The organism is Lysinibacillus sp. CTST325 (genome assembly GCF_054665055.1).
Genome location: NZ_BAAFHO010000019.1, coordinates 1 through 13,721 on the forward strand (window position 1 = coordinate 1; position 13,721 = coordinate 13,721).

The 13,721-nt window shown below is 37.6% G+C and carries 11 protein-coding genes and 1 rRNA gene; 6 read left to right on the plus strand and 6 right to left on the minus strand.

Features of this window, described 5'->3' with window-relative positions; all coding sequences use genetic code 11:
- Nucleotides 1–92 (plus strand): 5S ribosomal RNA (rrf, locus tag ACYQ73_RS25440); the annotation flags it as partial.
- 230 nt (nt 93–322) lie between these two features.
- Here rrf and ACYQ73_RS25445 read toward each other — a convergent pair.
- The 5 genes from ACYQ73_RS25445 to ACYQ73_RS25465 form a co-directional block, all read right to left on the minus strand.
- A complete protein-coding gene (locus ACYQ73_RS25445; protein WP_460015005.1) occupies nt 323–1,777 on the minus strand; it encodes an alanine/glycine:cation symporter family protein in 1,455 nt (484 codons plus the stop codon).
- Between the two features lie 551 nt (nt 1,778–2,328).
- On the minus strand, nt 2,329–3,546 hold the full coding sequence (locus tag ACYQ73_RS25450; RefSeq protein WP_460015006.1) for an NAD(P)/FAD-dependent oxidoreductase: 1,218 nt from the start codon (nt 3,544–3,546) through the stop codon (nt 2,329–2,331).
- Nucleotides 3,536–3,877 carry a (2Fe-2S)-binding protein gene (locus ACYQ73_RS25455; protein WP_460015007.1) on the minus strand — a complete coding sequence of 114 codons (342 nt, stop codon included), beginning with the start codon at nt 3,875–3,877 and terminating at the stop codon, nt 3,536–3,538. The genes ACYQ73_RS25450 and ACYQ73_RS25455 overlap by 11 nt, the downstream gene beginning before the upstream one ends.
- Nucleotides 3,877–4,143, minus strand: coding sequence for a (2Fe-2S)-binding protein (locus ACYQ73_RS25460; RefSeq protein WP_460015008.1), 267 nt, complete (start codon nt 4,141–4,143; stop codon nt 3,877–3,879). The genes ACYQ73_RS25455 and ACYQ73_RS25460 overlap by 1 nt, the downstream gene beginning before the upstream one ends.
- A 151-nt stretch (nt 4,144–4,294) precedes the next feature.
- Nucleotides 4,295–5,998 (minus strand): sigma-54 interaction domain-containing protein, encoded by a 1,704-nt coding sequence (locus tag ACYQ73_RS25465; RefSeq protein WP_460015009.1) that lies wholly within the window; start codon nt 5,996–5,998, stop codon nt 4,295–4,297.
- Nucleotides 5,999–6,150: 152 nt separating this feature from the next.
- Here ACYQ73_RS25465 and ACYQ73_RS25470 point away from each other — a divergent pair, with 152 nt between their 5' ends.
- From ACYQ73_RS25470 to ACYQ73_RS25490, 5 genes are all read left to right on the plus strand, one after another.
- A complete protein-coding gene (locus ACYQ73_RS25470) occupies nt 6,151–7,332 on the plus strand; it encodes an NAD(P)/FAD-dependent oxidoreductase (RefSeq protein WP_460015010.1) in 1,182 nt (393 codons plus the stop codon).
- Nucleotides 7,329–8,348: a proline racemase family protein gene (locus tag ACYQ73_RS25475; RefSeq protein ID WP_460015011.1), complete on the plus strand. Its 1,020-nt coding sequence runs from the start codon at nt 7,329–7,331 to the stop codon at nt 8,346–8,348. The genes ACYQ73_RS25470 and ACYQ73_RS25475 overlap by 4 nt, the downstream gene beginning before the upstream one ends.
- A gap of 12 nt (nt 8,349–8,360) precedes the next feature.
- Nucleotides 8,361–9,233, plus strand: coding sequence for a proline racemase family protein (locus ACYQ73_RS25480; protein ID WP_460015012.1), 873 nt, complete (start codon nt 8,361–8,363; stop codon nt 9,231–9,233).
- A gap of 31 nt (nt 9,234–9,264) precedes the next feature.
- Complete coding sequence (dapA, locus tag ACYQ73_RS25485; protein WP_460015013.1) at nt 9,265–10,167, plus strand: 4-hydroxy-tetrahydrodipicolinate synthase; 903 nt, start codon at nt 9,265–9,267, stop codon at nt 10,165–10,167.
- A gap of 137 nt (nt 10,168–10,304) precedes the next feature.
- Nucleotides 10,305–11,789, plus strand: coding sequence for an aldehyde dehydrogenase family protein (locus ACYQ73_RS25490; protein WP_460015074.1), 1,485 nt, complete (start codon nt 10,305–10,307; stop codon nt 11,787–11,789).
- A 133-nt stretch (nt 11,790–11,922) separates the two neighbouring features.
- Here ACYQ73_RS25490 and rpoN read toward each other — a convergent pair whose 3' ends face one another.
- Complete coding sequence (rpoN, locus tag ACYQ73_RS25495; protein ID WP_460015014.1) at nt 11,923–13,209, minus strand: RNA polymerase factor sigma-54; 1,287 nt, start codon at nt 13,207–13,209, stop codon at nt 11,923–11,925.
- Nucleotides 13,210–13,721: the final 512 nt, after the last annotated feature.

Sequence of the window (13,721 nt, forward strand, 5' to 3'; positions counted from 1 at the left end):
ACACCCGTTCCCATACCGAACACGGAAGTTAAGCTCTTTAGCGCCGATGGTAGTTGGGGGCTTCCCCCTGTGAGAGTAGGACGTCGCTAGGCAATGAAAACAGTCAGCTGAGTGCTGGCTGTTTTTTATTGTTAAAGAAACGGCATAGGCTAAAGTGCTATATCCTCCTAGTCCTTCGATCCCTATGGTTGGATGTAAACGGGCACTTTAATGCAATTGTTCAAATGATGTTATTAATATCGACAAAAAATTAATACTATCGGCAATTAAACAATGAAAGAGCAACTACAAACCATTAAAGTTTTTGTAGTTGCTCTTTTATCTATTTAGTGTGCTTATGCTTATCGCTGTACTCTATCCAGAAATCAGCGTTTTCAATGCCTACTTTTCGCGGATCAAAAATCGGATCGAGCCCAGCCTTCTTTTGACGGTCGTAATCACGCAAAACTTTTATAGCTGGTTTTGTTAATAAGACAATTGCAATAAAGTTTAAATAACTCATACTGCCGAATCCGATATCCCCAAGACCCCACATCAAACTAACAGATTGAACACTTCCAATATAAACTACAATTAAGAAGACTAATTTTAAAACTAATTTTAATACTGGGTATTGCAGTTTTTTATCTAAATATACGATGGTAGTTTCTGCGATATAGTAGTAGGCCATTAAAGTTGTAAATGCAAAAAGGAAAATGGCTATAGCCACGAAACCACTACCAAAATCATTAAACACAGTAGAGACTGCTGCTTGTGTATAAGCAGTACCTGCCACAACGCCAGGAATGTTTTCAACTAGAGGCGCTGTTGCTCCAGGAGGTGTTACATTATACATACCTGTAATTAAAATCATTAAAGCAGTTGCTGTACACACGATAATAGTATCAATGTAAATCGAGAAACCTTGTACTAATCCTTGTTTAGCTGGATGGGATACTTCAGCAGCTGCAGAACTGAATGTTGCTTCACCAGCTCCAGCAACATTTGAAAATACTGAACGTCTTACACCCCAAGCGATGGCAGTACCAATTATACCCCCAAATATTTCGTTCGTCCCAAATGCACTTGTAAAAATTAATTTAATCATATTAGGAATTTCACTTGCATGAGCACCTAAAATAATAAGTGTTAAAAGAACGTAGGCAAGCGCCATGATAGGCACAATTTTATCGGCAACTCGAGCAATACGTTTAACACCACCAAAAATTATTAGTCCTAAAAGGACAACAATCACTATACCCGTTATATATGGAGAAATATTAAATGCTGTACTAAATGAAGTGGCAATTGTATTTGCTTGAATACCGGGTACTAAAATGCCATAAGAAATACAAATAACAAGTGCTACAAAAATAGCGAAACCTTTAAGTTTTAAACCTTTTTCAATATAAAACGGTGATCCACCACGATATTGATTATCTGCTTTTTCTTTATAAACCTGTGCTAGTGTTGATTCAATGAAAGCGCTTGCGCCTCCGAGGAACGCCATTACACACATCCAAAAAACTGCACCTGGTCCACCCGCTGCAATAGCAGTAGCTACACCTGCGATATTACCAACCCCAACACGTCCAGATAATGCCATACAAAAAGCTTGGAAAGATGATATTCCTTCATTTGATTCTTTTCGTTCACGCAATAATCGTATCATTTCTGGAATATAACGAAATTGTACAGCTCTAGTCAGAACAGTAAAATACAAACCTACACCTAATGCTAAATAAACGAGTGCATTTCCCCAAATATAATCGACTAACGTATTAACGATTGCTTCCATCTCATTTCCCCCTTGAACCAACGAATTCTTTTTTCTTGCATTCGGAGCATTTTCCCAAGATTAAGTACTTCCATTTCAAACTAAGAAGAATCCACAAATCGTCTTCCTACATAGGACATAGACTTTCTGTCGTTAAGGATTACGCAAAGTTAAAAATACCTCCCTTTAAAATTTTCCTCCCTTATAATTCTTAATGCATTTTCTGTGCCATAAAGCAAAATATGTACTTGACTGCAAATAAAAAATCCTTTTCTCCGTAGTATGAGAAAAAGATTTTTTACTTCTTTTAGTAAGTGTTTTGGTAGCGAAAGCGAAGCGTTAGCTACAAATGGCTTTATAATGAAAGTAAAGTGGAGCTATAGAAGTCTCGATTTGTTGGTCTAAAGCCTCTGGCAGAAGTCACGGAACGGCTTTGTGTTTACACAAAGCCGTTCCAAGGCATAATGATTAGGTCGATCTGTTGTTTACGCTGACTCGAATGCTTGTTGTGTGTAATATTCTTATTTCCAAGAGTTATACACTTTTTTGTTTTGTCTAAAATACTGACAGTCTCATTTAGTAACTTTTAGGAATGACTCTATCCAAATTTTTTTCAATTGTTGGCGACCTGCTAAAATTTCGGGGTGGAATTGAATATGTGCGTTTGCTCTTGTTGTCTCTATATCTTCAATAGCGAGTTGAATTTCTTGCATTGTAGTGCCAGTATTTAATTTCTGTGCTATTGTAAGAGCAGCAACTTTGCCTTGTGCTAATGCAACTTTCGCCCCTTCAATACCTGTAATATTGCCCGCAACATATAGCCCCTCTAAGTTAGTTTCCATTTGCTCATTATGTAATGGGATAAACCCACCTAATTGTTCAATATAATGGAATGGACATCCTGCTAATGAAGCAAGTTCTGCTAAAGGATATAATCCGCCAGCAATACAAACAAAATCTGCTTTAATGCGTTTTTCACTGCCAGGAACGATGGAGCCGTCAGTATTCACTGTTGCGATGACAACTCCTTCTACACGTTCTTTACCAACAATTTCTACGACAGCTTTTCGTAACATTATTGGAATATCCCACATTTTCACTCCGTTTTTTGGATAGAAGGTAATGCCTAACTTCTTCATAAATTCATTTTTCATAAACTTACTTCCGATTTTAACAAGGGGGGAGGGGGCCATATGAGATACATGTAGTAATGAATTCATGACCTCTAAAGGGTTTCCACTATCCTCTGTTAATAAGTTAGCAGCGGGTAATGTAATGGCTGCTACTTGAACGCCGGCGATTTGTAATTCCATCGCGATGGCTGAGGAAAGTACGTTAACGCCAATAATAATCCCCCGTTTTCCAGGCTTTACACGATGTACATTTGTCATTACTTGTGCAGCTCCAACAGACATTACACCAGGAAGTGTCCATCCTGGTATTGGGAAAGGTGATTCAGCGGCACCTGTAGCTAACAAAAGCTGCGTTGTACGGAATACGCCATTATTTGTATAAACGATCCACTCCTGCTCCATTTTTTCTAAATCTGAAACGCTTGTTTGGAGTAAAATCTCAACATTGAGGGCTTTTGCATGTTCCAATAAACGCCCGGATTCTACAATACCATTCCACCATTTTCCTGGACTTTCTTCATATAATTGTCCAAGTAAGCGTCCTCCTGCATATAAGTATTCATCGATGACTAGAACAGCTATATTTTTTTCTGCTAATGTAATAGCGGCAGAAAGCCCAGCAGGACCAGCACCAATAATGATCACTTTATTTTCCATTATTCTCCCTCCAGTCACGTACCGACGTAGGAAGTATCTTACCACTTTTCACAATCATGCCGTCATAGACCGGTGTTATACACGCGCGTTGTCCTTCTAAGCCGTTGACATTGACGCGACACTCAAAGCAGTGGCCAATATTACAGTAGATGCCACGTGGTTGACCTGTGTCTTCATGGACACGTAAGGTGCGAATGCCATTTGCAAGTAGGGCAGCTGCTAATGATTCACCTTTGTATCCTCCATATTCTTGGTCATCAAAAGTGAAAGACACTTTGTCTTTTGAAGGTAAAACGCCTAAAACAGGGTGGCTCATAATACGTTCAGACATTATTTAACCTCCCCTAGATCAGCAAACCGTACAGGACGAATTGGTGCCTGATATTTTAATGAAATTTCGTCATCAGATCGTGGATGATGTTTATGTGCGATTAAATCAACCATTATGCGACAAGTGCGACCGCCACAATAGCCCATACCTGCCCGCGTCCGTAGCTTAAGTTCTCGAGCAGAGCAATTATATTCAGAAGCTACTTCTACAAGTTCATCATAGCTAATTTCTTCACAACGACATACAATCATAGGTTTATTATGCATAACTACACCCCTAATTAAGGAATTTTATTTATATATTAGTTACTGCAAAAACTATGCCATAAAGTTTTTTGATGTCTATTAATGCTTTGTTAGTGGTTTTACGTATACCGAAAGAAAAGTGTATAGAATTATTGACATTAATTTAAAGTAATTAGACATGGATGTTTAATCTTTTCAATCGATTGTATAAAGTAGCACGAGTAATGCCTAAATTTTTTGCACAGATTTTTTTATTGCCATTTACGAGAGCAAGCTGCTCTAAAATAATTTCACGTTCATAATGCTCTAGTTGATTGCTTAGTTGCGTCCCTTGTGGAAAATCTTTTCGCACATTGAGTTCACTTTTTGGAACGGCTTCTAAAATATCAGCAGGTAAATCTTCAATATGAATGGCCCCTTCATCAGAAAAAACTACGAGGCGTTCTATAACATTACCTAGTTCACGAACATTTCCTGGCCATTGATACTGCAAAAGAATCTGTGCAATTTCAGGAGGAATTCCTTGAATGGGTCGATTGTATTTAATGGATTTTTCATATAAGAAGTAGTTACTAATCTCCAAAATATCTGAAGCCCGTTCTCGTAGTGGTGGCACCGTGAAATTTACGACATTTAAACGATAATATAAATCTTCTCTGAATTTCCCTTCTTCCACCATTTCCTTCAGATCCCTGTTAGTAGCGGCTACTAAATTAAAATCGACATCCATTTCTTTCGTGCCGCCTACTGCATAAAATGTTTTTTCCTGCAGCAATCGTAAAATCTTTACTTGCATATCTAAAGGCATTTCTCCAATTTCATCTAAAAACAGTGTACCTCCTCGGGCAAGTTCAACTTTTCCTTTTTTTCCTTTTTGATGTGCTCCAGAAAAGGCTCCTTTTTCATAACCAAAAATCTCACTTTCGAATAAGCCACTTGGAATGGCCCCACAGTTGATGGCTACAAATGGTGCATCTGGTTTTTCACGAATTGCGTGGACTGCACGTGCGAAAAGCTCTTTCCCGACGCCACTTTCTCCATAGATTAAAATATTTGCCTCGGTTTTTGCGACCTTTTTTACTTTTTCGAGCACCTTTTTAAGTGTTGGGCTATTACCACGAATAAGTGTAAATGGGTCATAGGCTAAGCCGTTCGTATTCATCTGTTTCTCTAAATTCAATAATTTTTCAGAAGTAATATGAAGCTCTTCGTTTAATTTTTTTACATGGGTAATGTCTGTTTCGGCTACGACCGCGCCTATCGTTTGATCGTTTAACATAACAGGATTGGAATTAATCATTACAACTAGATCTTCACGCGGAAAATGCTGTTGTTGATAAACGGATTTTCCATGTTGCAATGTATGTAAAATTTCAAGTTGATCTTCTTTAAAGAAATCTGTGATTGGCTTTCCAATAATATTTTCCCCAGATACAGAAAAAATTCTCTCCGCGCCTTTAGTCCAATAAACCACGTTTTGATTACGATCAATGACAGTACACGATTCATTAATCGTTTCTAAAATGGTATTTAAATAAGCGTTTAGACACTCTAACTCATAAGCGAGATCGTACATCAAGGAATCTTTCGATAAATATCCTATATATTGCTTCGTTTCATCACGTATTAGTAAAAATTCATATTCCTCCAAATAATCAAGAGCTGTTTTGATTGGACAATCCATGCGAACAATTTGACAGGCTATATATTCAAAATCACTTTTCCTTTTACCTCGTTTCACTGCATAAGGCTTCTCATTTTCAATGACAAAGTACTGTATCTTGTCATCGTTAAGTTTAGTGATAACATCCTCTATTGGAATAAAAGCCAAATTCAGTTTTAACATTTTATTCATAATTAAATGGTATGGATGCAAAATAAAGCCCCCTCATTAATCATTTGTCTAATTTTTTTGAATAATATAAATAATTTTGACACATACTACATAGTTTATCAAACAAATTCCGAATAGATAGATTGGCACGTTTTTTGCAGAATGTTAAGTGCTAGCAAAAAGGGGGGAGAGTCTTGCAGAAATCTCATCATGATATCGTAGTTATTGGAGGTGGCATTATTGGCGGGGCAATTGCTTATTATTGTGCAAAGGCGGGTCTAGAAATAATGGTACTCGAAAAAAATGAATTGGCGAGTGGTACATCTTCTCGCTGTGATGGAAATATTTTAGCTATAGATAAGGATCCGGGCTTTGACAGCCAGATGTCATTAGTAAGCCAGCAATTAGTACATGAGTTAGATAAAGATTTGGAAATTAAATTTGAATATCGCAACCCTGGAAGTATTCTTGTTTGTGAAAGTGATGTAGAAATGGAAGCCGCTCAGCGATGGGTGACTCGTCAACAAGAAGCGGGTTTAGAGTTTACTATGTTAGATCGCGCAGACTTGCGAAACGAGTCAAAATTTTTTGCAGATGATTTATATGGTGGATTGGAGTGTAAAACAGATTCCACAGTAAATCCTTATATGCTGACATTTTCTATGTTCCATTCAGCAGAAAAATTGGGTGCAAAAATACGAAAACATACAGAAGTAAAAAACATAAAGAAACAGCCTAAAGGCACGTTTTTAATCGAGACTAACGAAGGGATAATGACAGCTAATAAAGTTATTAATGCTTGTGGTATTTGGGCTCCGTTTATCGGACAAATGCTTGGTGTTGACGTACCTATTAAGCCGCGTAAAGGACATATTATTGTGGCGTCGCGTCAGCAACCAGTGGGCCTACGAAAGGTTATGGAATTTGGTTATTTAATTTCAAAGTTTGGCGGAGAGCGTACGGTGGATGCGGATATTGAAAAATATGGAGTTGCTTTAGTATTTGAACCGACAGAAGCACAAAACTTTTTAATAGGGAGTAGTCGCCAATTTGTTGGCTTTGATACGAAAGTAAATCATGATGTCGTGAAAATGATTGCTAGACGTGCAGTACGTTTCTATCCGAAAATCGCAGACATGTCGATTATTCGTACATATGCGGGGCTAAGACCATGGACGGAGGATCATTTACCAATTATTTGTGAAATAGAGGAGATACCAGGCTTCTACATAGCGGCAGGCCATGAAGGGGATGGTATTAGTTTAGCAGCAGTCACAGGAAAGCTTGTGCAAGAATTGCTACAACACAAAGATACATGTATTCCTACTGAGCCAGTGAATATAAATCGATTTAAGAAAGGGGTACTCCACAAATGAAATTTCAAAAGTTATTTACAACAATTGATACCCATACAGGTGGAAATCCAACACGTTCACTCATTAGTGGCATGCCGAAGCTTAAAGGTAAAACGATGTCTGACAAAATGCTTTATATGCAAAAGCACTTTGACTGGATCCGAAAATTTCTTATGAACGAGCCTCGAGGACATAGCGTCATGTCAGGTGTTATTATTACGGACCCTTGCCATCCAGAAGCTGATTTAGGTGTAATTTATATTGAAACTGGTGGCTACTTACCAATGTGTGGGCATGACACGATTGGTGTTTGCACAGCTCTTGTTGAATCGAATTTAATTGAGGTTCAAACCCCTTATACTCATATTAAATTAGACACGCCAGCAGGTTTAATTGATGTGAAAATTAAAGTAGAAGATGGCATGGCCAAAGAAGTAACGTTTAAAAACGTACCTTCTTTTCTATTAAAGACAGTTGAAATTGAAGACCTTGCACTTGGTATTGTTGAATGTGAAATTGCGTATGGCGGTAATTTTTACGGCATTATAGATGCTAGAAAAATAGATCTCGATTTATCAGTAGAAAATGCTACGAATATTATTAATACAGGCATTCGTCTTCGCAATGCCGTGAATGCCAAGGAAGAGATCGTACATCCTGAGTTTTCGTTTATTCATGGGTTAACGCATATCGAGTTTTATACAGATCCAGCAAATGACTTAGCGGATTTAAAAAATACAGTCGTTGTACCGCCGGGCGGAATTGATCGTTCACCATGTGGTACAGGTACTTCAGCTAAAATTGCGACACTTTACACGAAAAATGAGCTCGCTATTAATGAACAGTTCATTTATGAAAGTATTGTAGGTACATTGTTTCAAGCACGTGTACTAGAGGAAGTAGCTGTTGGTGATTTAACAGCTGTTATCCCAGAAATAACAGGATCTGCATGGGTAATGGGTATGCATCGATTCTTTTACAATGATCAGGACCCGTTAAAAGAAGGCTACCTGATGATTCCACCAATGGATCACTAGAGGAGGATTAATATGAACTATCATAAATCTTTTCAAACGATTGATACACAGGTAGTCGGAGAAGCTTTTCGCATAGTCGTGCAATCGCCTATCGCAATTTCTCAGGAAAATATAGTGGAAGCGGCTAATGTATTAAATACACAATTTGAAAATACAAAACAACTTCTATTAAATGAACCACGTGGGCATCGTGGTATGAACGGATGCATTATTTTGCCATCAGTCGTTGCATCATTCCGTTTATTATTTTTCCAGCACGATGCTTCTACAGATTTTAAGTATGAAGCACTTGTAGCTACGACGACAGCATTAATAGAGCTTGGAACAATTGAAGTATCAGAGAGTGATATATATACGATTGAAACAGTAAAAGGTATTTATAAAGTAAATGTACAACTTTCGGAAAAAAAGGATGCAGTACTGTCAGTTCAATTAACAGTGAAGCCAGCGCTTGTAGAAGAAGAATTCGTAGTGGTAGATGGTGAGCGACGTTATATTGTTTTAGAAAAGCCACAACAATTCAAGGCACTTGCCTTAGATGAGCTAGCAAATATTAGTACTTGGGGAGTAAATGAGAGTACCAAATATAGTGCAGCTGATGGTGTCATTGTGTATGAAAAAGTAGACAGTGAAGTGCGTTCAGTAACATTTGAACGTGATGGCTATATTCTTCGCTCGCCAAGTGTAGATAGTACACTTGCATTAATAGCGGTCTTAGGCGATGAAGCTGTTCAAAAAAATAACAGTATTTTTTGCAGTTGTATTGAAATTGTAAACAAACATGAGGTTGGCTACGATATTGCATTAACAGGATATATCACAGGAATCCATCAATTTGTAGTAGACAGTGAAGATCCGCTACAACAAGGATTTGTCATTGTGTAAATATTATTGAATTACTTAGGAGGAAAGAAGTATGAAAAAATTAGAAGGTGCATTTCCAGTATTAGTAACGCCAATGTTAAACCAAACAGACATCGATTGGGATGGCTTCCGTCAAAACATCGAGCGTTTTATTGATGCGGGGGTAACGGGTATTGCCATAAACGGCAGTACAGGCGAATTCGTAAGTTTATCTAAAGAAGAGCGTTTTAAAGCGGTAGAAGTAGCAGTTGATCAAATTAAAGGTCGTATTACATTAATTGTTGGTACAGCTGCAGAAACAACAGCGGGGGCAATCGAATATACACAACAAGCTGAACAAGCAGGAGCAGATGCAGCTTTGCTCATTAACTCTTATTACGCACATCCAAAAGATGAAGAAATCTATTTACATTTTAAATCAGTTGCAGAATCAGTAAGTTTTCCAATTATGATTTATAATAATCCATTTACTTCTGGTGTGGATATTGGCTTAGAAACAATATTAAAAGTTGGCCGAGACGTACCAAATATTACACATATTAAAGAATCGAGCGGTAGCATTGGCAAAGCGCGTGATATTGTGCGTCAAGGACGAGACAACATTAAAGTGTTCTGTGGTTCAGAAGATTTAGCAATTGAATCATTCCTTGTTGGTGCTGTTGGTTGGATTTCTGTATCAGGAAACATCGTGCCAGAACTTGTAACGGAATTATATAACAATGTAAAAGACGGCAATCTGGATGAAGCCTGGGCTATTTATGATCGTTTATTACCATTATGTGCGTTTTTAGAAGGGTCAGGTAAATACGTACAAATTGCAAAGCGTGCTATGGAATTAAAAGGTTGGGCGGGTGGACCTTGCCGTTTACCACGTCTTCCATTAACTGAGGAAGAAGATGCACAACTAAAAGCAATCTTGGCTGACTTAGACGTACTTGTTATCGAGCATAAGTAATTTTGAAAGCAATCGTGTCGGCCCTCGTGAAGGCCTGGCACAATTCAAAATCCGGACACAATGTTTATTTGTAGCGAAAGAAAAGCGACAGCTACAATGAAGCCAAGGTGAAATTGATGATAAGAAAGGGTGGCAAAATGGAGGCATTATTAACATTGAAACCAAAGGTGAAGGAATTTTTACAATCGACAATTGGTTTATATATTAATGGTGAATATGTACATTCACAATCAGGTAAAACATTTGAAGTATTAAACCCGGCAAACGAAGAGGTAATTGCAACAGTACATGAAGCACAAGCTGAAGATATCGACATAGCTGTACTGGCTGCACAGAAAGCATTTGAAAATAAATGGTCCATCATGGATACAGCAGAACGCTCACGTATTATTTATAAATTTGCAGACTTACTAGAGGAGCATCGGGAAGAACTTGCACAGCTAGAATCATTAGATAATGGTAAGCCATACAAAACGGCTTTAGCTGATGATGTGGACGGTACTGTACAACATTTCCGTTATTATGCAGGATGGGCAACAAAAATAACAGGAAAAACGGTGCAAGTATCAAAGGATTACTTAAACTACATTGTCCATGAGCCAGTAGGGGTTGTAGGGCAAATCATTCCATGGAATTTTCCGCTTGCAATGGCTGCATGGAAATTAGGCTCGGCATTAGCAGTAGGTTGTACAGTTGTTATTAAACCGGCAGCGGAAACGCCATTATCCTTATTGTATGTAGGTCAATTAATGAAACAAGCTGGCTTCCCAGATGGTGTTGTGAACATCGTACCAGGTACAGGTGAAGCAGGTGAAGCTGTTGTTACACATAAAGGTGTAGCCAAGGTAGCATTCACTGGATCCACAAAGACAGGAATTCACGTCATGAAAAAAGCAGCAGACGATGTGAAAAGTGTAACATTGGAGCTTGGGGGTAAATCTCCAGCAATCGTTTTACAAGATGCAGACGTAGAAGAAGCAATAGAAGGAACATTTGCTGGGACAATGTACAATCACGGACAAAACTGTAGTGCATGTACAAGGGTCTTTGTACACAGTAGTTTATACGATCAGTTTGTTGAGCGACTCGCCGAAAAAGCAAAAACATTAAAATTAGGACCAGGGCTAAATTCAGAAACAGATATGGGGCCACTAGTTTCACAAAAACAACTGAATACAGTACTTGGTTTTATTGAAAAAGGAAGAGAGGAAGGTGCACGTCTAGTAGCAGGCGGGAAGCGTGAATTTAACAAAGGTTATTTCGTACAACCAACTGTATTTGCTGATGTACAGGATGATATGACAATTGCTCGTGAAGAAATATTCGGACCGGTTATGTCTATTTTCTCATTTGATACAGTAGAAGAAGTGATTGCCCGTGCAAATGATAGTAAGTATGGACTCGCAGCAAGCATTTGGACTGAAAATGTGAAAAAAGCACATTATATCGCTAGTAAGCTACAAGCAGGAACGGTGTGGATTAATGATTTTGGTTTAGAGTGGGAAACGATGCCATTCGGAGGTTACAAGCAATCAGGTGTTGGTCGTGAAATGGGCGGCGAATATGGCTTGTCCAACTATACGGAAGTTAAAAGTGTCTTCGTAAATATGAAGCAAAACTAAGCCGCTTCCTTGGACTCATCGTATGCCATAGGAAGTGCTCTGTCAGAACGGAAATCAATCTCACTTTAGGGTGGTAAGCCTTCATCTATAGGAAAAGGAGCTACCAAATTAAGAGTAGCTCCTTTTAAAATAGTTAATTAAATTGAATCATTTTACGTCTTGCAGATGACGGAATGTTCATTTCTTCACGGTATTTTGCAATTGTACGACGTGATATTTCAATACCAAGTGTGGTGTTGAAATGCTCGGCAATTTTTTGATCTGAGAAAGGCTTATTTTTATTTTCAGTTTTGATATAGTTTGATAAAATCGATTTTACTTTTATTTGTGAAACACTATTACCGTTAGTTGTTTGTAATTTAGAAGCGAATAAATCTCGAAGTTCAAATATCCCAAAAGCCGTTTGTACATATTTATTCGTTGTCACTCGGCTAACTGTCGATTCATGTACTTCAATTTGTTCAGCAATTTCACGCAAGGTAAGAGGCTCTATAGCATCAAAGCCATGTGTAAAAAAGGCTTTTTGCTTTTCAATAAGTGCTTTTATGATTTTAATAATTGTATTTCGGCGCTGCTCAATACTGTTAACTAGCCATTGATAGTCTGATAAATACTTTTTAAAATAACTCTTTTCAGAAGAATTGGTAGTAATATATGGTGCATAGTCCGCATGTATATTGATTTTAGGTAAATAATAATCATTTAATGAAAAAGTGATGACGCCATCAACAATCTCAACAATAATATCCGGTGTATGATGATGTATAGCTTCCTGGTAAAACAGTGAGCTAAGCTTAGGTTGCAAAGTTTGAATGAATTGATAAATCTCTTGTAATTCACAAAGTGATATATCTAATTCGTCGGCAATTTGTTTCCATTTTTGATTTGCAAGTTCATCAAGATAAAAGGAAATTACTGTTTCTGCATGGGCAGGGCTATTTTCATGATACATTGTTTGTAATAGTAGGCATTCTTTCAAATTCCGTGCCCCAACACCAAGTGGTCCAATGTTTTGTAATAAGTGAATACCCTTTTCGATTTCATGATCTTGATAAGTCGGCGTCATTGGTTGTTCATAGTAGCCGTTGTCATCCAAATGATAAATAATATGTTTAAGCAGTTTAATGTCCTTATCTTTATGCAAGGTTAGCTTAATTTCCTCAAATAAATCATCACGAATATTTTTTTCATATTTAGTTACATGTTCCAAGATACTGGTGTGACGGCTAACACCTTTTGACAAATGTGTGCGTTCTTGAAATATTGGTTCACTTAACTCTATTAATGGATTTTCGAGCTCTTGTTCACGAATATACTGTTCTAATTCTAGTGTAGAATATTGTAGTAACTCTATGGCTTGACGAAGTTGTGCAGTCATAACTAAATTCAAATCATGAGTTTGTTTAATAGAAAGTTGCATTTTAAAACCTCCATTCTCTATTTAAGTGCTTAAATCTATAGAAAATGATGCTATTGAGTATTAGTAACAACAATTTTTTACATTTTTAGAGTGATAAATGTCTATATTAAAGATATTTAAAATGTGTTGAAAAAATGAACATTATTATGCGTGTGTATAAATAATGTAAAAAGGCTCTTCACCAATATATGTACTTGACTGCGAATTTCATTCCGGGAGACACTCTCCTTTGGTGTGACCAGAGCCTCATGAGCACATCCGATTTTTGTGCTCATAATGCTACACGTAATTGTTCTAGTAGTGACATGTTTATAATTCCCCCTTTTTAAATATACTGCAAGATTCGTGCCAAAATTTTAGAGCAAATAAGGTGTCGGCATGAGTATACATATATGTTGTTGTGCAGGAGCTATCGTGCAATAAAAACAAAGGAGGGGGGATTTCCGTTGCTATCTGGGGGGCGAGCCGTGAGCCATTACTCCAATAACAAAATATCATCTCAAATTTTTGGT

Coding starts and splice junctions, on each gene's coding strand:
- ACYQ73_RS25475 (WP_460015011.1), top strand. CDS start 7,329: ATGAAATTTCAAAAGTTATTTACAACAATTGATACCCATACAGGTGGA.
- ACYQ73_RS25455 (WP_460015007.1), bottom strand. CDS start 3,877: ATGTCTGAACGTATTATGAGCCACCCTGTTTTAGGCGTTTTACCTTCA.
- ACYQ73_RS25480 (WP_460015012.1), top strand. CDS start 8,361: ATGAACTATCATAAATCTTTTCAAACGATTGATACACAGGTAGTCGGA.
- ACYQ73_RS25490 (WP_460015074.1), top strand. CDS start 10,305: ATGGAGGCATTATTAACATTGAAACCAAAGGTGAAGGAATTTTTACAA.
- ACYQ73_RS25445 (WP_460015005.1), bottom strand. CDS start 1,777: ATGGAAGCAATCGTTAATACGTTAGTCGATTATATTTGGGGAAATGCA.
- rpoN (WP_460015014.1), bottom strand. CDS start 13,209: ATGCAACTTTCTATTAAACAAACTCATGATTTGAATTTAGTTATGACT.
- ACYQ73_RS25460 (WP_460015008.1), bottom strand. CDS start 4,143: ATGCATAATAAACCTATGATTGTATGTCGTTGTGAAGAAATTAGCTAT.
- ACYQ73_RS25450 (WP_460015006.1), bottom strand. CDS start 3,546: ATGGAAAATAAAGTGATCATTATTGGTGCTGGTCCTGCTGGGCTTTCT.
- dapA (WP_460015013.1), top strand. CDS start 9,265: ATGAAAAAATTAGAAGGTGCATTTCCAGTATTAGTAACGCCAATGTTA.